The sequence below is a fragment of the Paenibacillus sp. MY03 genome, from assembly GCF_002165585.1.
Taxonomy (GTDB): domain Bacteria; phylum Bacillota; class Bacilli; order Paenibacillales; family Paenibacillaceae; genus Pristimantibacillus; species Pristimantibacillus agaridevorans.
In genome coordinates this window covers 48,281-71,225 of the sequence record NZ_MXQD01000001.1, presented here as the reverse complement: position 1 = coordinate 71,225, position 22,945 = coordinate 48,281, and the positions used below count along the sequence as shown (strand labels likewise).

Genomic DNA, 22,945 nt, shown 5'->3' with positions numbered 1-22,945 from the left:
CTCATAATATAATTTAGCTTTAAGCGCCATCTCGTATCGCAGGATTACGCTCGCGATATTCCGAGGGCGTCCGCCCGGTCAATTTTTTGAAAATGCGCACAAAGCTGTTAACGTTCGTATAGCCGACTTGCTCGGCGATATCTCGCACCTTGCCGTCTGTCGCGGACAGCAGCTCCTTTGCTTTGGACAAACGAATCTCCATCACGTAATCGATAAAGTTGATCTCCGCCTTCTCTTTGAACAGCTTGCTCAGATAGGGCACGCTAAGTCCGAATTCGCTCGCCAGCAAGTTCAGCGACAGATCGCTGCGCATATAATTCGTCTGGATAAACACCAGCGACTGATCGATCAGATCGTTCCGCTCGCGTTGGCTCCGCTTGTCCCGGATCAGCCCGATCAATCCCGTCAGCCGATTCAGCGCGAAACGCTCCAACTCGTCCAACTGCTCGTAGCGGTTCAACATCTCATATTGGTTCAAATGATCGTACATATCCTGCTCGGGGAACAAGCTGCCGGCGTCTACGCCGATATCGACCGCATCCGTAGCGGCGCGCATCAAACATTGGACGATCAGTTGGGCGATCACCTCGGGCGGCACCTGCTGCTCTGCAAAGGATGCGAACCAGCGGGCAAGCTGCGTTTTCAGCATCTCCCCGTCGGCAGCTTTTACGGAAGCAACGATCGTGTCGATCGATGCGAACAGCTTGTAGTAGCGCGGACTTTGCTCATTTACAATATCGTCCATTGTGATAATGGCGTTGCCGCCCAACACCAGCTTGTATCGCAGCGCTTCGCAGGATTCCTGGTACTTAGCGGAAATATCGCCCGGCGAATGCGCTACATTGCCGATGCCGATCGTAATCGTCCGCCGGAAATATTCCTGCACGAATTGCTTGAGCAAATCGGCTACCGTAACAGCGCGCATAATATAACGCTGATCGTCATCGCCTTCGTCAAAACTCATAATAATCGCTGCTTTGCCGTGCTCCAGCTCGGCGGCAATGCCTTTGCTCTCTGCATTCACCAACTCCTCCGCCGCATTGCAAAGAGCATACGTATACAGACGCACATCGCGTTGCGAGGGGATTGCACTCTTGTTGTCCAGCTCGATACTCATCACGACGAAGCGGCTGCCGTATAAACGGATATTGAACATATCCTCGTACGTTTGCAGCATTTCCGTACTTTTGCGGCGGCCCGACAGCAGCTCGGCAACGAGTTGCAATTTGATAAACGGTTTGCCCTCCGACACCTGCCGCGACAGTACCTCGCGATCGGTAAGTATCCCCTGTACCGTATGTTCCAAATAATGAAAGTCGTCCGTATAGCGCCGTCCCGCCATCCCCGCTTCCGCCGACTTCAGCTGCCCCGTCAGTTTGGTGCGTACGCCTCGCACGAAGCGGTTGATCGGCAGATAGGTCCATCTTCCGGCGAAGGCCGTCGAGGCGGCTGCGATGACAAACAACAGAAGCGACAAGCCGATCAGCGTATTGCGGATAACGGTCATTTGTTGCGACATCTGCGACGCCGGAATGACGCGCACGATCCGCCAGCCGGTATAATCCGATTCCATATAAAACACCCAGGACGGCTGACCGTCAATTTGCGCCGCAAAATAACCGCTTGCGGCATCGCTTCCGAGAATCCTCCTCACAAACGGTAATTCGCTGATATCCTTGCCCAGACGGGTTTTATCGTCATGCAGCGCCATAACGCCTTCGCCGTTCAACACGAAGGTTTCTCCGCGCTCATCCGACTCGGTATTCCGAATCAAACTGTAGAGCAAATCCTCCTTGACATTGACAGCCACCGCGCCTTTGCGCCCGCCCGGTTGATGCACCAACGGATAAGCGCGTACCAGAGTGACTACATTGCGGTATACCGACTGGCGCGCGTTAAGCGCAATTTTGCGGGTGGTCAACCATTTGAACAAGCCGGCCTCCTCTTCGAACTCCGGAATCCAGCCAAAATCCTGAACATTATTGTTGAGGTCGGAAGACACGCTTCCGGTCAGCAGGCGCTGTTTCGTATACGAGTACAAATCCATAGAGAAGATGTATTCCATGCTGCTGGACGTGCGGTTGATTGTATTGACCACATGAAATTCGTTGTTGATATTCACATCGGCGTTTCGTCTTTCACTGAAAAAACGGACAACGGCATCATTTTTCATAAATTGAATCGCGGTTTTGTCAATATGCTGAAGCGTCAGCTCCAGCTTATGATTCTGTTGTCCGAGCAGTTCCATGTTGGTCGATATCAGCTGCTCCTTGAGCTGCTTCGTAAACAATTGATAGGAAATCGCCATCGCGGCAAAAACAAGCAGGAACAAGATGATGGACACCGCGCCCCAAGCAATCCATAACCGTCGGTTTTGCCGTATATTCATCTTCTTGTTCCCCTTTCCTCAGAAGCTTGCTTTATTCTCCTCATACCACCGCTGCGCGATTTGCTCCGCTTCCGGGCCGCCAAGACGCTCCCATTCCTTGCGAATTTCCTCTAGCGCCCATTTGCCGCTATATTTGTCCCCTTGCTGCGTAACCGCCTCCGCACGGGTTTCCCTAATAAATTGGTCAAGCGACGAACGGATATCATTGATTTCGTCGAAGTTTGGCTGATAGGGGATATCTCTGCGGAATGGATGCTTCAGCGCAGTAGTCAGCGACTCCGAGTTCAGCTTCGCGATGCGCTGCGACAACTCATCATCCGCCGCCATAATGGACAAATACTCCGGCTTGACAACTTCCTGGCGCAACACGGCGTATTCCCCTGCGTAGCCGACTTCCTTGGAAAAAATATCCGCATCCAATTTTTTAGCTACGCCGTCCACCATTTCATAATGCACGCCTTCCTCGCCGGATACTAACGTTCTCCAGTTTTCGAACACCCAGTCCAGGTATTCGATCGCCGCTTTCGGATTGGCGGCATCCTTGCTCATGGCAACGAACATAAACGGAGCCGATTCCTGATACGAGCCATAATGTCCGTAAGGGCTCGATACCATCTCCAGCGGTACCGGCTCAGCGGCAGGTACGTTGGTCAACAAGTCGCGATTCAAGTTATCAATGTTGCCGAGCCCCCACTGTCCCATCAGAATGCCTGCCCGTCCGGTCGACCATAACTGCGCCGCGCGCTGATTGTTGCTGTCGGTCAAATATTCGCGATCGACCAGCCCTTCCACGTACAGCTGCTTCTCAAGCTGCACCACATCGCCAAAACGATCCAGCGTAGCGCCGTATTGCATCTTGTCGTCCTCGACATACCACATATTGTTGAAAGCGCCATAACTTGCGGAATAGATGTCAAAGGAATTCTGCCCGACAATCGGCGCGATGTCCGGATAACGATCCTTAAACGCCCTCGCCACCGCAATCAATTCCTCAATTGTCGTAGGGCTCTGCATGCCAACCTCATTCAGCCAGTCCTGGCGAATCCACATCCCATGGTTGGCGATGGACGTAACCGGGCGTTTCGTTGCAACCGCATACATTTTTTCCTCGAACGTCAGATAAGGCAGCAAATCCTGGTTTTCCTCCAAATATTGTTTGTAGCTTGTGCTGTATTTCTCGATATACTCTCCGATTGGCTGCAAAACCCCTTGGGTCACCAGCTTGCCGATATAGGTGTGATCATATTCCCAGATCAGATCCGGCGCCTGTTTGGATGCGATCAGCACGTTAAGCGAATCCTGTGCCTGGCCGCGCGGAACCGGAACCATCGTTACATCGATGCCCGACTGCTCGCGAATCCAATCCACCCAACGGTTTTTCTCGTACGTGCCTTCGTCGCTCGATACCGCCCCCCTGTCGAAGGCGGAAATACTCACCTTGCGCGGAAGAGCATCCAACGGATCGGCTTCCGGCGCGGTTGACTCGCCGGAACTTGCCGTCGGACTCGTTCCTCCTAATGGTGTGCCGGACGTGGCTTTGCCTCCGTTCGAGCACGCCGCGAGCAATACAACGATCGCAAACGCAAGCAACAGACCTTTCATTGCGTTTCTCATGCTTTGACCTCCTGAATGTATGGCGTCAAGACTGCTCCCCTTTTCCTGTTTGACATGTCGAACTGCTGCAGCGGCTCTTGTACCACGAATGTAGCACGCCGCTTGAGCTGCCTGAAACCTCCACTTTTTACCTTGCTACTCCATGCGTCACCTATGCGGACATTCTTTTTTTGAGATGATATTCCTTTTTTTCGATGAAGGACTTGCAACGACGCGCGAACTAGAAAGGCGTACCCGGCAAAAAGTGAAACTATCGGGCCGGAAACATCCGTGTTACTTTGATGAGGAAACGTTTATCATGCAGAAGGGATGCGAAACGCCAATGAGCTTAAGCGAAACAACAGAGGGTTACCCATCGGCCAAAGAGGAATTGGAGCTGTTAAAGAGAAGCGTCTCCATGCTGGAGAGCGAGTTTAATCCGGAGCTAAATCTGTTACGCGTCAAATATCACACCAACGGGTATCACACCATGCTGACCGGCGTGGAATACGTCCATTCAACACGCGCTTCCGTCGAATACGCGCTAGCCCTGCTCGATACCGGGCTGCCGGAATATGAGGCGAAAGCCTTCAAGATTATTGAACAAATCATCTCCTTGCAGGACTGCGACCCGTCTCGCGATACGTACGGCATCTGGTCGTACTATTATGAAGAACCGCTGGACAAGATGGCACCGCCGGATTGGAACTGGGCCGACTTTATCGGCAAGGTGCTGGTGATGATCGCGATTCGTCATGGCGAGCGGCTGCCGGAGATGTTGGCGGGGCGGCTGCAGGAGGCTGTCTTTCACGCCTGCGAATCCATTATTCGCCGTAATATGGGGCCGCATTATACCAATATTGCCATTATGGGCTCCTTCGTCGCGATTGCCGCCGGAGAGCAATTCGGGCATAGAGGCTATCTGGAATATGGTTTGGGGAAATTCGAAGCTTTCCATGCCTATACGAGAAGATTAAACACGTTCCAGGAGTACAATAGTCCGACTTATACCGTAGTCGCCATTATCGAGCTGTCCAAAATTCGATCCTATTGCCGATCCCCGCGCGCTATTGCTATCGCCGACGAAATGCTCCGTCTGGCATGGACGATGGCGGGAGAGCATTATCACGCAGCTACAGGACAGTGGTCGGGCCCGCACAGCCGTTGTTACCACACGCTGCTCACTGATGCAACTCACGCCTTCCTCCGGCGTTGTCTTGGCAAGGAATGGACGGAACTAGCCGCAGACTATCCAGTTCATTTGCTGGAATGGCATCGCTCCGGCGCCAGCTGTCCCGACGACCTGCGCAGCCTGTTCCAAGAACCTGCCGACAGGGAACTGCGGGAAATCTATTATCGCGGAGAAGACGGATATGAGAAGACCGGCACGACCTGGATGACGCCCTCCTATTCGGTCGGCTCCGCCAGCAAGGAAGTCATGTGGAATCAGCGCCGGAACCTGCTGATCTACATGGACAACGGCGGCAAGCCCGCTTATGCGTCGCTGCGCATGCTGCACGATGGATACGACTTCTCCGCGCCGGTGCTGACGGCGGTTCAGGACAAAGGCCATGTGTTATGCGGCATGCAATTCTCGATTAACGGAGGCGATACGCATATCGGGCTGGACCGGATCAATGGCTCGATTCAAGCCGAAGATTTGCGACTACGCCTGGAATTCGGCGGCGCCCTGGAAGGCATGGAGCTTAATGCCGCGCAGGAACACGTCGTATTGACGATCGGCGGCACTCGCGTATCTCTGTCGTTGCTCTCGCTGGTGTTTGACGGTGATGTTCCTAAGGTGGAGCCCAAGTGGACGGTGACGCGCGAGGGAGACAAACTTGCTCTGGATCTGTTGTTGTACAGCGGCTCCAGACGGCTCATCGACTTCGCGGGCATGCGGCGCGCGGGCATCTGCTTTGCCGTGTCCGCCGAGGCTGCGGAAGCGGCAACCGCGCATAACCTGGCCGGGATGGAAGCCTCCGCGGATGACACAGACCTAAGGGCCGACTGGTCGCCTGCCGGTCGCAGACTGTCGCTGAAGCTGCCACTCAAGCCCGATCGTGTAGAGACGCTTCGCGGGCAGCAATAGATTGTATTTCCCCCCTTGAGAAAAATCGAAATGGCGGTTGCAGGGAAATATCCCTGTAACCGCCATTTCAACTGATGGATAAGTATAACAAATCCGGTGGTACCTTCCGGGGCCAATTCGGACAAGATGCCCCCCAACACTGGGCAAAAATGTCCCCGTTACAAACTTACCGAATAGATCATTGGTTCAAAAAACGACCTATACCGTTTTTCCTGGCTTGAACATTTTTCCCTCTTCAAGTTGATTTTCTTTCGCCGTGATTTGATGGGGATCAATTCGGTATACCCGAACCGGACCCCCAAATACGGTTGATCGATATTTATCCACATGCTGCTGGGGAAGCGGTCGATTGTAGTACCCGGGAACATACTTATCGATCATTTCTTGCAACATACGTGTTGCTTCATCCAGATCGTCGACGGGATGTGCTTTGCCAAAAATCATCACGCTCATATATGCGGTGTCCGTCTTGGCTGGTACGGGATCTGTAATTGTCCCGTATTCTTCACTAACCGTAAAACAAACCTCCGGATTTGCTTCCATAACCTGATTTCGTCGCCCGCCTGCGGCCCCATGAAAATATAGCTTCCCGTTTGTCCAAACAAAGTTAAGCGGAACAACATACGGCAAATGACCGTCGGCCATGCCTAAGTGTCCAATTCGGACTTGTCGAAGAAATGCCTCGATTTTATCCTTGTCCAACACTTCTCTTATTTTGTAACGTACCCCGTCCATTTGTTCACTCCTCGAATTGAAGTATGGAGTAAGTTTATCAGTTATTGGAGTGAATAGAAATATCCATAACTATACAAATGGAGCAATCCATATTTACATCTGCTGCACCATTCGCACCGCGATCGCAGCAGCTTCCGCTCGGGTGACCGTTTCCAGCGGCTTGAACTGGCCGTCTCCTGTTCCTTCCATCAGGCCGCTTGCCAGCACTTGCGCGACATATCCTTGTGCCCATAATGGGATTTGCTTTGCATCCTTTAAGCCGTTCAGTTGCATTTCTACGCCGGCACCTTGACCTGCTGCCTTACCGACTGAAGCGCTAATGCGCGCCAGAACCGCTGCGAGCTCGATCCTTGTCATTCCTCCCTGAGGTCGGAAGCTGCCATCTTTGTAGCCCGTAATCAACCCGTCCGATACGGCTCGCTGTACCGCCTCCAGCGCATACTTGCCAATCTTCGCATCGTCCGTGAAGACTACCGCTCTTTCGGCAGCCTCATCCGCTGCTTCTGAATGACCTTCCAGCAACTTCATGCCTCTTGTCAGAATCGTAACCAATTCCTGGCGGGTAACCGCCTGGTCCGGGCGATACGTATGATCCGGGAAGCCGGTAATAAGTCCTGCCTCTACTGCACGCTCAATCCACGCTTGTCCCCAATGTCCGGCGATGTCTGTCAGCTCTTTCTGCGGCTTTGGCTCTTCCTTCGCGAAGACTGCCACAGCAAAAGTACCTAGCTCATCGATGTCTGCTGTAACGCTCAGCTCGCCAGATTTGCCTCCTACCTTCACCCATGCTTTTTGCTGCTCATCGTATCGAGCAAGGACGGCCTCCTCGCCTGTTTTCAGTTGACCTTCATAGGCGATGCGAAGGACTACCGGTTTGCTTAACTCGGCATTCCCATCCTGACTTAGCAAGTAAACAGGGCTTAGAATTCGAACCCCTTTCTGGCCTTTCAGTTGTTCCTGCCACTCCTCGATCTTGAAGAGTGCGCCGACTGTGGTCGCACCTTTCGGGATGCTCAGCTTAATTTGCCGACCCTTGCTTACTTCACCGCCCATGCCTGCAGGTACATACAGTTCCCCGTTAAAGGACTCGTTAGGCGTCACGCCTCCCGGATATACAGGAGGATCGGTCGGCGGCTTCGGCTCGCTATGGATAGCCAGCTTGACCGTTGCCGTATTAGAATAACCATAACCGTCATAAACCCGGAATCGAAATTGATCCTCTCCCGATGCTGACATTTTGGCAACATAGAGAAATTCGCCAGTTGCAGGATCAATCAGCTCAATCGTTCCTTGCTTGCTCGCAGTTACAATTTCATAGGTTACTGCACTTGCTGAAGCATCCTCATTCTTAAGCATGCCGCTCAGTTCCTCCCCTGCTTTCACGCTATATGAAGCGTCGACTGCAACCGGAGCAGGCTTCGTATGCATCCACTGCATGGTGCGGAACAGGCTAGCTCTCTTCGTGAGACCGATCCCCGATCCCCATTCCATCCAGCCTCGCCTGCCCTCGCCGTTGTTGTCATTAACAAGCAAGGAGAAGCTCATGACTTCATTTCGGAGCGGAAGCACCGGCGCCAGTTCAGACCATGGCAGCGACATTTGATACACGGTAATCTTTTTCTCCTCGTCACGCTTTACGACTAGCTTGCCAGACTTGATTGCCCCTTTATCAATACCTGGCGGAGCAGCGAATCGATACATTTGCGGTCCTTCGGGCGTATCGGACAATCCAATTTCATACCAGCTGCTGCTCTCGCCGGGTACACCTGATGAAATCGCAAATTGCAAGCTGTCATTATTCCAAATCTGGTTGCCGGTTGCCTTTGCAGAGTGAATCCCATCCTTAATTTGTGCTGTCAGATAGAGATGATCACGGTCATAGTTCATCCACAGCTTGCCGCGAACATCGATCTTGCCGCTAAAGCCGGATAACAGGACTTGCGTTCCTTTTTCCAAGTCGATGGTTGGAGCTGTTGCTTCAAGCTCCGGCTCAATTTCTCCATTCACCTTCACCGTTCGCTCTGTAACCGGGTTAAAACCGAAATTGCCTTCGTATCGATAAGCATCACTATTACTAAATTTTACAAGTACGGAAGCCTTGTAATTATCCCCGAATCCGAAAGAAGGAAGAGGAATGTTAATTTGCTTTGACGCCTGAGGTTCGATACTGGTGTTCAAAGCCTGCTTACCGGATTGGTTCCCAATACTCCACTCCACTTCCTGCACATCAAGTGCGCGAAGCTTGCTGAAGTTGGCAACATCAATATGAAGCGATTGCCTATACTGTCCTTCCGCGCCCTCCGCTTGCTCCATGATCGGACGTACTTTTACTTCCTTGGCTTTCTCAACCTTCAGCTCATAACCAAGCTTGCCGACCTTTTGGCCTCCTGCCATTAAATAAACCGGAATATATCGATAGCCGTCACGCGTGTCCATTACTGTAATTTCTTTGTTAATCGTTTGGCCAGGCTCTATCGAAACAGGGTGCTCCTCCCCTTCAACCTCCATAGTAAGGGAGAGCTTCGATTTGCCCGTATTGGTCATTGAGATTGCGAATTGTCCTTCATCCCCTACAACGGTAGCTACGCCGCTTATTGTAATAGTAGGCTCAACAACAATTTGACCGATGTGGCCTTTCACATAATACGGCTCTCCAGTAAGGGAAAGCATTATCTTTCCGTTGAGCGGAGAATACAGCTCGGTATTGCCCATCATATCTGTGATCTCGATTGGAGCATCCGCTGCAATCTGGATAACGGTATCCTCCGTTGCCCAGACCACTCGAACAGGCTGCTGATCCTGGACAAAGCGATAGCTGTGAATCGGCGCTTCGACTGCCTCTTTTTCCTCAAATTGTGCGCCGGTCAGCTCTCGCGTCATTACCGCATAGCTCAAATAAGCCGGCTTGGCTGTATAGGCCCCCAACAAGCTTTTTTCATTTCGGATCATTCCAAAATTATCTTCGTTCAAATCCGCTATCATGCCATCGTCCATCAGATCGTACCACATCATTTTTTCCACACCGCTGCTTAATGCGATGACATGCCCTCGCAGCAGGTAATTTGCTTGCAGCTTCTCATTGACTCCGCGAGATCCAACAAAGGTTGGCCATCCAAACTCCGTCAGCCAAATCGGAACCAAATTTCCGTCATTATACTTTCTAATCAATGTTTTCAGATCTTCCAGCTTCTCTGCTAATTCTTCAGGAGCGTTGGGGTATACATATTCTTGTACTGCTATAGCATCAAGATAATCCATACCTCCCAGCTCGAGCACTTTTTCGATCCAGTCCAGACTGATGCCGGCAGATACAATACCGACTATCGGCAAGTCTGGATGCTCCGCATGTACGACCTCGTAAGTTTTCTTCAATAATTCAAAGTAATATTCCGGTTGTGAATTCGCAGGGCTATTGCCGCGTTTGCCAAATCCGCCGTTAAACTCGTTGTACACATTCATGGCGAAAATCTGGTCTTTATACTTCTCCACATATGCCTTTGCGTAATTCGCCATGCCTAGTCGCCCTTCATCTGTATAAGGGGTTCCGTTATTATCGTAAAATTGGTTATTATAAGCGGCAACAAACAGCAGCGGAATGCCTTCCAGCTTCAATCTAGCCATATAATTTTCGAGATCAGGAAAGTAGGTATATACTCCTTTTTCTTTTTCAATATATTGCCACTCTATACCATCACGAACAAAGCTGGCGCCTGCATATTTCACAAGCTTCACAAGATCCGCATTCCAGCCGTATCCGATGCGATGCAAATGCGTATTCATCCCGAACGGTGAATCGCCATTCGCCGGTGCTGTGAAAGGTGCAAGCACGGAATAAGTTGTTTCCAACATAATCGGCAAGCTGCCGCCTTTTTCAGCCTGTGCTTCGAGCGTGAAATATCCCAGTCCACGATCGGGAACTGTAAACGTTGCCTGCCCATTAAAGGCCTTTGCCGTCCCCTCAGCAACCTTCGTGCCATTCAGATTAAAGGCTTTCCAGCTCACATTCGGCCTGACTGTCTCAACGATGAACTGTACAGGCTCATTATTCAAAAACACATTGCCAAGCACAGTCTGTTTGAACTTCGTGTCTGGCGGAGTAACGGTTAGAATCGGACCATCCTGACTCCACTCTCCTGCCGCATTGCCTGCTTCTACTTTATAGGTATAACGTTCGCCAATAATAAGACCTTCAACAAAGTAGCTCTCCTCTTGGCTGCTTATGGTATCCATTAATGTTCCATTTTGATAGATCCGATATTGCGTAACACCTGTCGGATCTACCGCTGCCCCCCATTGGAAAGCAACTCCTTCCTCTTCCATGCTCTGCAGCTGCAAGGTGCTGCCCGTTGGCCAGCTTGGCGCTGCCGCATTTGCACGTGAGCTGTTGATGGATAGATAAGGCCGATTCTCTGTATTTTCCTTACTATTAATGATTGCTACGAGTCCGACATCTGCTAACTGTACTATACCAAAGCCGGCATTTGTCTCTCCTTTGCTAATCTGATCCTTTACATAGGAGGTAACATCAACCTGATGCCATTTCCAAGTCGTATTCATCGGAATCTTGTTCAAGAAATGTATAACATTCGGTTTCGTGATCCAGGTCATTTCCGCTTCTTTCCAGGAATGATCCTCCAATCCATACACAGCCATATCGATCGCACTGCCGCCGCCATCTGAAACAGCTCCATAGAAGTTGAGAGTTGCAGTGCCGACCTCTTCTGGCAACGCTTCCATTTCGAATTTCATAAAAGCTTGGCGAGTCACATTAGGGTCAGCCTTCATATTTTTGACGATCAGCTTGTCACTCGTGCCATAATTCGACTGACTTGCACTGCCTGAGTTAACATGGGTGTCCTCAACAACCGGAAGTCTGACAATGCTTGGCATAGTTACGACTGCTTCCGGCCCATCCTGTGACCAATTGCCAGATGAATCTCCCGCTTCCACCCTAAAGGAATAAGTTTGCTTTTGTGCCAACCCCGCTGCATGGTAATGCTTTTGAGTTACTGGCACTGTGGCGATCAGCTCATCATTCTGATAAATCCGATAGGATACAACCATTTGACCGTCTATAGCCGGTGTCCACTGCAATTCAACTGTATCATCTGCAGTCTGAATCGCTTTTAGTTCACTGCCATTTGGCCAGACAGGTGCTTCATGATCCACTGGCGCCCTATATTTCACTTCCACATAGGGTTGTTGACTGTCACTTTCCTTACTGTTTAAAACGACGGCTATTCCTTGCCCTCCCGGCATTTCAGGCTGAACAAAGGCCATACTAACCTTCTTATCTGCTGCCAGTTGATCTATTGCCAGATCTGTAATATCGGCCTCATAACCCCTTGCTTCTTTGCCCAATGTAATAGAAGCCATTGCATCGGATATATAGGAAGGCTTGTTGTTCCAAGTGATTGTCTCTTCTGTCCAATCATTGTTTGTTACGCTATGAAGCTGAATACTTGCTTGGTTTCCTTCCCCGACAGCGCCGTACACGACCAGCGTAACGGATTCTACTTCTCCGGAAAAATCGGTGAAGTCAAATTTCATGTAGCTCTCGCGAGTTAATTCCGGGCTCCCCTTCTTGACTACCAAAGACTTCTCTTTACCAAAGTTGCTATTGGCAAAAGCATTCGAGCCTCGCACATATGAATCATCCGATGGTGATATCTTGAGCGTATGAAGCTCTGTTGCTCCACTTTGAATGACGTCTCCCGTATCATTAGCATAGACAGACATGTTGTTTATCTGAAATAGCGTGCAGATCATGGCCAGAATAAGCAATTGGACTAATGCTTTGGTTGAGCGTTTCCTTCTCCTCATCTTCCAACCTCCTAGAGTGAGATCATTGGACAGCTGTTGCTTCACCTGCAGCTGCTGCAGGTGAAGCAACTTTGATAGTCAGCTCCTTACAAATTGCCCTTATTAGCTTCGTACCACTCTTGAACCATAGACTCGATATTTTCTCCGCCAAGGCGCTTCCACTCTTTACGGATCTCATCTATCCCCTGCTGCGGCGTCATTGCGCTGCCGCCTGTTACGACCTTCGTTTCAATTTGCTCGGCAATCGGCTTGAACGTGGCAATTAATTGGCTCAGCTCAGGTAGATCCGGGTTATAGGCGATATCTCTGCGGAAATTATTTTTAAGCGCAGTTTCAATCGATACAGACTGCTGCTTGGCATACGCTTGCGCTACATCATCCTGCGCCGCCAAAATCGGGAACCACGAAGCTTCCGGACTCCATTGATGAACGACGGCATACTCGAATGCATATAAAACCTCTTTGCGGAATTGTTCGCTATCAAGCGTTTGCGGCACGCCATCTACCAGCTTGTAATGCTCATTTTCATTCCCTTTTTTCAGCGGCAACCAGTTATCTTCAATCATCCAATCCAAATAAGCAATCGCATCCTTGATTTTTTCTTCGCTCATTTCGCTGTTGAACATAACATAGATGTTGGCCGGCGTTTCTTGATACAAACCTGTTTTGCCATATTGTGTTGCGAACGGCTCAAGCGGAACCATCTTCGCATCCGGTACATTCGCCATCAAATCGCGGAATTGATTAGGCATATCCCATGCGCCGAACATAATCGCCGCTTTGCCCGTTACCCAAAGCTGGTTGGCACGTTCAAAATTGTTGTCCGTAATGTATTCCTTATCAATCAGCCCTTCGTCAAAAAGCTGCTTTTGAAACGCCAGGGAGTCGCGATGGCGATCCAGCGTTCTGCCGTTAACCAGCTTGCCTTCCTCTAAATACCATTGATCCGAAACCGCTTGGAACAACGTTCGCATAATCGGGTTTCCGTTGCCATTAAATGCAATTGGAGTCATTGTCGGATCGTCTTCCTTTATTTTACGCGCTACTTCAAACAGCTCTTCTACAGTTGTAGGAGCCTTTAGCTGCAAGCGGTCCAAAATATCCTGGCGAACCCACATCGCATGGTTGGCAATAGCATCTACTCCACGCTTGGAAGCAATCGCGTACACCTTGTTGTCCACGGTCAAATAAGGCAGCAAGTCCGCATTTTTCTCCAAATATGCTTTGTAGGAGGTGCTGTACTTTTCAATGTACTCCCCGATCGGCTGTATAGCGCCCTGCGCCGCCAATTGCGTCATATAGTTGCGATCATATTCCCAGATAAGGTCGGGAGCTTCGCCCGAAGCGATCAAGGCGTTCAGCTTGCTTTGCGCCTCGTTTCTAGGTACCGGAATAATCTCTACCTCGGTAGGGGAATTTTCGTTGATCCACTTCGTCCAGCGGTTACTTTCATAGGTACCTTCATCTGCGGCAACCCATCCGCGGTCAAACACCGAAATGCTGATTTTTCCTTTTGGTTTATTGGGCTCGTTTCCTTTATTATCCGTTTGCTCGCCCGTCGGTTTTACGCCTTCATTTGATGGCTTAGGCGTCTCCTTATTGGAGCTGCATGCAGCCAATATCGACAGCAGCATGATTACAGTCGCCAATACAGCACCTGTCTTTTTCCATTGCATCATATTTCTATCCCCTTTTTTTCAAAATTAGCCTTTCACCGAACCAATCAAAACGCCTTTAACAAAATGCTTCTGCAAAAACGGATAAACACATAAAATCGGCGTTATCGCAATGACTATCGCGGCGGCTTTAATCGCCTCCGGCGTCAACATCGCTTGCATAACCCCTTCGGATCCGCCAGCAGGGTTAAGCAAATGCTGATCCACCTGCCTGATCATCTGATAAAGCTTGAGCATAAGCGTCTGTTTATTGGATTTTCCAATATAGAGCATCACCTGAAAATAATTGTTCCACCAGCCAACCGCATAGAACAGAGACAGCGCAACTACAATTGGCTTGCATAGCGGCATAATGATTTGCACAAGTATCCGCCAGTCCCCTGCTCCGTCGATCGCCGCAGACTCTTCAATCTCTTCGGGCAGCCCTTCCATAAAGGTCTTCATAACAAACATGTTGTAGGTGCTTATTAACGCAGGCAGCCACAGCGACCAATAGGAATTCATCAACCCTAAATATTTGACCAAAATAAAGTTGGGGATAAGACCCGACACAAAAAGCATGGTAAACGTTATAAACATTAACAAAGCGCTTCGGCCAAGCAGCCGCTTCTTCGATAGAGGATACGCTGCAAGTATCGTCAGCACGATATTCAGCAATGTGCCTACAAACGTAACCCATATCGTATTTTTCATAGAAATGAACAGCTGCCCGTCTTCAAATAAACGTTTATACGCTTCGATATTGAATTCGACAGGCCAAAACATCACTTCGCCTGATGTAATCGCTCTGCTGCTGCTAAACGATGCTGCCGCCTCATACCAGAATGGATATAAGGTAGCCAATGAGAAAAGGCCAAGAAAAAGCGCATTTATCGCTCCTCCCAGTTGCGGCAGCCATCTCTTTTTGTCTGTTCTAGCGTTCATAGCTACCACAACCCCCGCTCTCCAGATACTTTAATCATTCGATTTACGCTAATAATAAGAATTAATCCTACAATGGATTGGAATAAACCGATCGCCGTCGTATAGCTGTAATTCATATTTTGCAATCCAACCCGATAAACGTAAGTGCTTATTACATCCGCAACGTCAAGCACAGAGCTGTTTTGCAGCACCAAGGTCTGTTCCAGCCCCACGTCCATCATGCTGCCCATGCGCAAAATAAGCAAAATCGCTATCGTACTGCGAATACCCGGCAATGTAACATGCCATATTTGCCGAAGCTTGTTGGCACCGTCGATTTTGGCAGCTTCATACAGCTGCGTATCTATGGCCGCCATTGCCGCGAGATATAGAATCGTCCCCCATCCCGCTTCGCGCCAAATTCCCGATAATGTGTACATAACCGGCCACCATGAAGAATTAGCCATAAAATAAATCGGATCGATGCCAAATACCTTGTTTAATAGCAGGTTGACTATCCCGGTACTTGGCGACAGCATCGCAACCAGAATACCGCCCAGCACTACCCAGGAAATAAAATGCGGAACATAAAGAAAATTTTGCACGAGGCGCTTATACCATTCTCTGCGAACCTCATTTAATAGAAGAGCCAAACCAATCGGTACCGGAAACCCAAAAACTAAGCTGTACACATTCAATAACAGAGTATTTCTTAATACGCGCCAAAAATCCGCACTTTCAAAAAGCAATTCAAAATGCTTTAACCCTGCCCACTTGCTTCCCAATAAGCCGTCGGCGAATCTGTAGTCCTTGAATGCAATAATTTCGCCACCCATAGGAAGATACTTAAACACGATGTAAAAGACGATTACAGGCAACAGCATCGAATATAAATACTTGTCCCTGATCAATCTTTTCGTAATTGTGCCGTTCTTCTTCGTTCCGACGGGCACTTGGTCCACCGGGATCATCCCCTTCATTGCAATCCTCCTCCCTGCATCGATTAAGCTAGGCTGATCATTCCGCCTCGCAACTCGATTGTATGCAGCTGGGCAAGATAGGCGAAAGAGACTCGTTTTAAAAACGTGTCATTTCTTGCAAAAGCCAGGTTACAATTATTAATTCAGGTTCATTTTCTTATGATTTAAGCGGTTTTTGCTCTCTAAACTCTGTAGGCGTCAGTCCTGTATATTTCTTGAAGGCACGCAGAAAGCTGCGCGTATTCGTATAGCCGACTGCTTCTGCGACATCATTGACCTTCATGCTCCTGTCGTGTAAAAACTGCTTGGAAGCCGCAATCCGAATTTCAATTAAATAATCAATAAAATTTCGCTCCGTATGCTCTTTGAACAGCTTGCTTATATACGGAGGAGACAGCTCGAACTTATCCGCCAATTGATCCAGTGAAAGCTCGCTCTCATGGTAATGCTCCTGAATGTAGCTAAGTATGCTGTCTACCGTTTTATTTTTGCCGCGACTGCTTCTCTTTTCCGCGATATTTGCCGCTATTTGCTCCAACACGCTTGCAACTATGCGTTCGATGTCCTGCCAATTGTCGCAAGCCGTAATGCGTTGATGCAAATTGCCGAGGCTTGCAATCGTCTCTTCCGGGTCTATGCCGATAAAAGAGATCATTTGCAGCGACTTCATAATCAGCTCAAACGAAAGCTGCTTAATCAAGTCGGGAGATAAATTGCTGCCCAGCGCATCTGCAAACATCTCCTTCACGTACAGCTTCACGCGTTCGTCATCCGACTGCTTCAACGACTCCGTAATCCGTTCGGCCTTTTTGACGATATGGTAGTAATCCTGATTTTGAGAGGTGGAAATATCCTCTATCGAAATGACCGCATCGCTGCCGAACAGCAGCTTATATTGCAGTGCTTTAAGAGATTGATCATAGGATTTTGGAATATCCGCCATATCCGGATAACAGCGTCCAAGCCCCGCTGTTACTGAAAGCTTGAACTCCCGCTCCATCGCCTTCAGCAGCAACTCCAGCACAGCCAGCGCGCGCAAATGGTTCTGTTCCTCATCGCCTTCAGCAAAGCTGATTAAAATAACCGCCTTTCCGCCGCCCAAATCAACGGCTATTCCGGCATGCTCCATATTAATCAGCTCTTCCGCCACATTGCAAAGCATGAATGTATAAAGCGCCAGGTCTCTGCTGCCAAGTTGCTCCCCCTTCTCGATTTCGGCGCTGCAAACGATGTAATAACGGGGGTACAATTTAATTCCGATGTACTCCAATTGATGCCCTACAGCGGCGTATTCCGTTTTGTTGCCAGTCAGCATATCGGTCATGAGACGCCATTTCAGCACAGGCTTAAAATCCCGCACCTGACGCTCCAGATGCTCGCGATCCAACGAAATTTGATCAAACATCGTCTCCAGCGAGCTAAAACCGTTCAAACGCCTTGCGGCCTCCGTCTGCGGCGTACGGTATACCCCGAACATTTTGCCGGCCAGGCGTTCGATCGGTTTAAACGTCGTATGGTTAAAATAAAAGAGCACCAATAAAGCAACGACAATCATGCCCAACGCGACGACGATGAGCAAATCCCGCGTCGACGAGATCGGCTTGTACACATCGCTATTGGGGATGACCGTTACTATATTCCAATCCGTGTAAGCCGATTTCATGTAGAACACCGAGTGCTTCGTCCCATGCCAGTCAATCGTAAATTCGCCCTTCGCGCCGCCTGCCATGATTTGTTTCGCAAACGGAAGAGAGTCGGCACTGCCATATCGTTGCGAACGGTCGCTATGCGTGACAACCTGGCCTTCCTGATCCATAATGATCGTTTGGCCGCTGTATTTTGATTCGTAGATGCCAGCGATCATGCGCTGCAGCAGCAGCTCGTCTATATTGACAGCCACCAGTCCCTTCCGAAAACCTGGCTTGCTAATCGCAGGATAAGGGCGGATTAAAGTGACAACATCCCTGGAAACAGCCCCTTCCCATATTTGATGAGTAGGCAGCCATTTTATATAGCCATCCATATTAATGTGCTCCACTAGCCATTCTTCGTTATTTTCCGAATGGGGCACATACATCTTGTTCATCAGCATGTTACCGCTTACATCGGAATATATATAAACCGAGGTCAACTGTGTATTGGAATGGGTAAAGCTTGTCACTTTATTGAATAGGCTGTAAAAGTTGACATACTTCTCCGACTCGTCGATATAACTGTCATACATGAAATAAACAAACTCCATCTCATTCATAAGCTTCAGCAAATTTCTTTCCGTCTCCCGGAAGGACAGCTCGATTTTATTATCGATCTGATTGAGCAGCGCATAGTGAACATCCTTCAAGTCCTTCTCCAGCCTCCCAACTGTGCCTATAAAGGACAGCCAAAAGCTGAGTGCAATGATCACCATTAATACGATGCTGTAGGTGAGCTTGATTCTTCTCGAAATATGAACCGACATATAGTCCTCCTCTAGTCGTGATGAAATAGATCGTCGCTCAAAATGAGACAAGCCTTCCGAACATCTTACGTTTCGAAAGGCTTGGCGCGCTGCAACTCTTTATAGGCACTTTTTGAGCTTGGATTCGGTATACTCGTATCCCAACGCACGTTTGTCTTATGTTTCAATACTATTTACTATGGTTTGTGTTGTCAATTTATTTCTTTTTAGTTTCGAACACTTATTCTTTTAGGAAGCGTTTGAACCAAGGCAAAAAAGAAATAGAACGGTTCTCGACCCTCGACATTAGCGATGTACAGGTCTTGAAACACGTTCTAAAAAGGGTAACGTTGCTGCCGGCGATGCGAACATCGCGTATTAACGCTATGTACGCGTCTGTAACGGACTTCTGGCAACCAGCATATAGCCAGCCCCCCGAACCGTAATGATTCTCTCAGGATTGGCAGGGTCAGCTTCAATTTTTTTGCGTAAATTGCTGATGTGCACAGCGACCGTTCTCGTATCCTCCAAACTCTCCATTCCCCAGATGAGCTGAAACAACGCATCACTACTAACGACACGATTGACATTTTGTGCCATATAGGACAGTAGACTGAACTCTTTTTTCGATAAAAAGATGGTTTCGCTGCCCATGTTGACGGACTGGGCGTAGAAATCCAGCGTCAAACCCGGCAACTCCAGCAGTTGTTCCCTTCTGCCCGTCGACACTCTGCGAAGATGAGCTTTGATCTTGGCCATAAGTACGCCCGGACTGAAAGGCTTAGTCACATAATCGTCGCCGCCATAAGATAATGCGCTGATTTTCACCTCGTCTTCCTCGCGGCTGCTCAGGAACACAATCGGCGCATCCGTGCGGCTGCGTGCGTTCATGCACCAATCTATGCCGTTTTCATTAGCCAGCAGTACATCCAGTACAATCAAATCCGGCTCAAACGAAGCAAGCAGCTTTGTTGCTTCTGTCCCGCTGTGGCTAGAGGTGGATATAAAGCCTTCCCGCTCGCAATACACCTGGATAATCTCGCATATATGGGGATCGTCATCGACGATCATTATTTTGTATGTGCCCATCCACCGTCACCCTCCCTCTTCTCGAACACACGGAAGCGATACATAGAAGGTCGTCCCCGTCTGACCATCGCTTTCCGCTCGAACCGTCCCTCCATGCGCATGTACGATTTCCCTGCAAATCGCCAACCCGAGCCCGCTGCCCTCTACTCCCTTATCCATGCCCGGTCGATCATACCTGTAATTGCGATCGAAGATTTGCTCGAGCTGCTCTGGAGGAATACCCATGCCTGAGTCTTGCACGCTAATGATCGCAAAGCGGGTATGATCCACTTCGTCCACAGCTAGTGAAATACGCACCACCCCGCCGCTAGAGGTGAACTTCATTGCGTTCGACACCAGATTGAACAAAGCCTGCTCCAGTCTTTGCGCATCCATCTCGACAACAGGCATCTCGGGTCCTTGATCCTCCGTCTCTCCGATATCCAGCTTGAAATGGAGGCCAGCGTCGCGCACAACCAGCTCATATTGTTCATAGAACCGTCGCAAAAAGCGACCCGTATGGACCGGCTTCATTCGGTACGAGACTTGTCCCGTCTCCAAATGCGACAAGAAGGACAACTCCTCGATCATGCGGTTAATCCTTATCGTGTTATCCCGGATATACGCCAGGTACTGTTTATTGCGTTCGGGCTTGACCATGTCCTGTACAGCCTCGACATATCCAAGCATGCTGGACAACGGCAAACGCAGATCATGCGTGATATAGGCAAGGAGCTTTTTCCTCCCTTGCTCGGATTGAAGCAACTGGTCATACGATGTGCGGAGATCGTCATGAGCTGCGGATAAGGCATGTGTGCGCTCCTGTACGATCCGTTCCAAATTCATATTCATTTCGGTCAGCTTGTCGTTAGAGTCCTGCAGCTCGCGCGCAATTCTTTCTTCATTGGATGCCGCCCTCGTAAATCTGGAAGATAGCAGAATCATCTGCGCGATCGAAAACACCAACAGGCCTAGAGGAGATGTATTCCCGATTCGTGACCATTCGTTGTAATACAAAAAGTCGTTGATAACCGTCACTAATGCAACCACCGACGCCAGCAGGAAAATCAGCGCTCCCTCCATACGTCGCAAAGCGGCTAGGCCCAGCCCGACCATCAGATAAACCATATGCAGAACAACGATCACACCGATCATCAGTAACATTTTGGTATATAGAAGTGCAGGGGTCACCACAACAACGATACAGAATGCGCCGGTAACGATCCGCGTGCCAAGATGAAACCAACGCGACACATAATTCGGAAAAACGCTATCAAAGTACATCGTCATGATATAACCAATACTGCAAAGAATCAGATACTCGATCTTGAACTGCAATCCCCATGGAAAAGATGGCCACAATTGTGTGAGCAAGAGCTCGCCGACCAGCAGGGATCGGATACCGGACAACATGGTGAACAGACCAAAATACAATGGAGCCTTGTCTTTGCGCCGCAGGATGAACAACAGCAGGTGATACGCGCCAATCACCAGCAGGCTCGCGGTGATGAACACCTCAGCGGCGATATCCAGATTTCTCCTGACCGTTAATACATCACTGCCGCCAATCTCGATATACTTAGTGATGCCGCCTCGCTTATGATGAAAGTTGGCGACTTGCATAACCAGCTCCACCCTCTCATGCTCGGGCTGGAAGAACACCAGCTTCGTTGCCAGAAGCGGGGTCACGCTGCTCTTGTCCTGACCAACCTCACCGACTTCTGCCAGCAGCTCACCGTTCACCCATAATTTATACGCATGAAAGATGGTCGGCAGCCGCAGAGCAAGCCTCTCGTTCTTATCCTGCTCGCTAAGCTCAATGACCACACGAAAGGTTGCGAAGCCTGTACCGCTCAGCTGCTGACCATCTAACCGATAACCTAGCCAGGAGCTCGGTATGCTGATCCAGCGGTCACGATTTCCGTCCTTCGCTAAGCGATTCTGTATGTCCTCGGGCGACAGCAGCTCTTGCCAGTAGAACGCCCACTCCCCTTTTAAATTTAGCGGGTTCTCACTGACATGAACCTGCTTTAAATCCAGAATGCCTTTTTCACTATGTAAATTAGGAGATTCCGGTACAGAGATGACGGCATAGCTTATAACCAAACCAACAACAACGGCAGCAACGATATGAAGCAAGATCGTACGAGAACCGATTCGGAGAATACCCTTCATTATGAAACAGACCCCAATCTGCTAGAGCACTATAAGTAAGTTGATTATCTAAATCATATCATCATTATAGGAAAATGTGCCCAACAAATATCTGCGAGTCGTTGAACACAAACATTAAGATGGGGTCCTGTTTTAAACGCAAGAAAAACCGTCCCAACGGACGGTTCACCGATGCAGATCACTTTTGATCGCCCTTGCCGATTATCCTTAGACAGAGCTGAATCTCCTACTTCGTTAAAACACAATAGGCGATACGATATTTCGTAAAACAGCGACTACGCTCCAGCCGGCGATGTTGCTCGTTCTGGAATAAATATTAAGATCAGTTTTCACTTCTCCGCCTTCGATCTCTATCTTATATTCATCTCCTACAAAGCCAGGAACCGCATCGATATGGAGTGTCGTCCGTTCAGGACCTGCGCTGGCAAGTGCTGTAGCAACCGCCACGTTAAAATGAAAAGGGAGCATTTCAATCGCTTCCTTCGTATTTCCGCTAAACACTTGCTCCGGCTCCGTTATATTCATGAGCTCTTCTTTAAAGAGCGGTGTGTAAAACAAGGAGCGTAACGATTTTTTAGAGGTCATGGTTGCTTTGATAGGACTCATTAGGGCAGCAGTACGGAGAACATCAAAACCCCCGACAGCGCCGCTGGCGATGTATACCTTTTGATTATTTTCGGCTGCTGTCTCTCTTACTCTATTATATAATGCCGCATCTGCAAAAGCTCCTATAGACAGTACGACCAGGCTTGCTCCGCCTTTTAGTATGGTTTCGCTGTACTCTCCGACTGCTTGCGGCGATGCAGCTTCTGCGATAATATCCGGCTTTAATGCCAACAGCTCTTCCATACTGTAACATGCCTTGCAATTGTGACGTTCGGCAAAAGTCGTTGTCCGCACGGGATTCCTTCCAAATGCACCAACGAGCTCATATTCAGGAAGATATCCGTTATGTAAAGCGTTAGCCACGATCTCATTTAAAAATCCACAGCCCAAAAATGCCAATTTCTTTTTTTCCATCGTTCCTTAACCCCTCTCCTATTTATATGAGCATAGCAAAAAAGCAGCTTTGTG

Annotated in this window: 12 protein-coding genes; 1 reads left to right on the top strand and 11 read right to left on the bottom strand. The window is 49.2% G+C overall.

All coding sequences use genetic code 11. The features are described 5' to 3' along the window. Positions 1 to 19: 19 nt before the first annotated feature. A complete protein-coding gene (locus tag B1748_RS00210) occupies positions 20 to 2,389 on the bottom strand; it encodes a helix-turn-helix domain-containing protein (protein ID WP_087565849.1) in 2,370 nt (789 codons plus the stop codon). An 18-nt stretch (positions 2,390 to 2,407) separates the two neighbouring features. Continuing rightward, positions 2,408 to 4,003 (bottom strand): extracellular solute-binding protein, encoded by a 1,596-nt coding sequence (locus B1748_RS00205; protein WP_087565848.1) that lies wholly within the window; start codon positions 4,001 to 4,003, stop codon positions 2,408 to 2,410. A 322-nt stretch (positions 4,004 to 4,325) separates the two neighbouring features. On the opposite strand from B1748_RS00205, the gene B1748_RS00200 reads away from it, so the two are divergent. Continuing rightward, entirely contained in the window at positions 4,326 to 6,074 is a 1,749-nt protein-coding gene (locus B1748_RS00200) for a hypothetical protein (protein WP_143810206.1), read from the top strand. A 198-nt stretch (positions 6,075 to 6,272) separates the two neighbouring features. Here the strand turns inward: B1748_RS00200 and B1748_RS00195 are convergent, their stop codons facing one another. The 9 genes from B1748_RS00195 to B1748_RS00155 all read right to left on the bottom strand — a co-directional run bounded on the left by B1748_RS00195 (position 6,273) and on the right by B1748_RS00155 (position 22,891). Continuing rightward, complete coding sequence (locus tag B1748_RS00195; RefSeq protein ID WP_087565846.1) at positions 6,273 to 6,809, bottom strand: pyridoxamine 5'-phosphate oxidase family protein; 537 nt, start codon at positions 6,807 to 6,809, stop codon at positions 6,273 to 6,275. A 93-nt stretch (positions 6,810 to 6,902) separates the two neighbouring features. Beyond that, positions 6,903 to 12,632, bottom strand: coding sequence for a CBM96 family carbohydrate-binding protein (locus B1748_RS00190; protein ID WP_087565845.1), 5,730 nt, complete (start codon positions 12,630 to 12,632; stop codon positions 6,903 to 6,905). 86 nt (positions 12,633 to 12,718) lie between these two features. Further along, the gene (locus B1748_RS00185; protein ID WP_087565844.1) at positions 12,719 to 14,311 is read right to left on the bottom strand and encodes an extracellular solute-binding protein; all 1,593 of its coding nucleotides are present in this window, start codon (positions 14,309 to 14,311) and stop codon (positions 12,719 to 12,721) included. A gap of 24 nt (positions 14,312 to 14,335) precedes the next feature. Then, positions 14,336 to 15,232, bottom strand: coding sequence for a carbohydrate ABC transporter permease (locus tag B1748_RS00180; protein WP_087565843.1), 897 nt, complete (start codon positions 15,230 to 15,232; stop codon positions 14,336 to 14,338). A 2-nt stretch (positions 15,233 to 15,234) separates the two neighbouring features. Then, complete coding sequence (locus tag B1748_RS00175; protein ID WP_256975454.1) at positions 15,235 to 16,191, bottom strand: ABC transporter permease; 957 nt, start codon at positions 16,189 to 16,191, stop codon at positions 15,235 to 15,237. Between the two features lie 157 nt (positions 16,192 to 16,348). Further along, positions 16,349 to 18,649, bottom strand: a complete 2,301-nt coding sequence (locus tag B1748_RS00170; RefSeq protein WP_087565842.1) for a helix-turn-helix domain-containing protein — start codon at positions 18,647 to 18,649, stop codon at positions 16,349 to 16,351. A 363-nt stretch (positions 18,650 to 19,012) separates the two neighbouring features. Beyond that, positions 19,013 to 19,717: a response regulator transcription factor gene (locus tag B1748_RS00165; protein WP_087565841.1), complete on the bottom strand. Its 705-nt coding sequence runs from the start codon at positions 19,715 to 19,717 to the stop codon at positions 19,013 to 19,015. Between the two features lie 6 nt (positions 19,718 to 19,723). After that, the gene (locus tag B1748_RS00160) at positions 19,724 to 21,871 is read right to left on the bottom strand and encodes an ATP-binding protein (protein ID WP_087565840.1); all 2,148 of its coding nucleotides are present in this window, start codon (positions 21,869 to 21,871) and stop codon (positions 19,724 to 19,726) included. A 234-nt stretch (positions 21,872 to 22,105) separates the two neighbouring features. Beyond that, entirely contained in the window at positions 22,106 to 22,891 is a 786-nt protein-coding gene (locus B1748_RS00155; protein WP_087565839.1) for an aspartate dehydrogenase domain-containing protein, read from the bottom strand. Positions 22,892 to 22,945 lie beyond the last annotated feature (54 nt).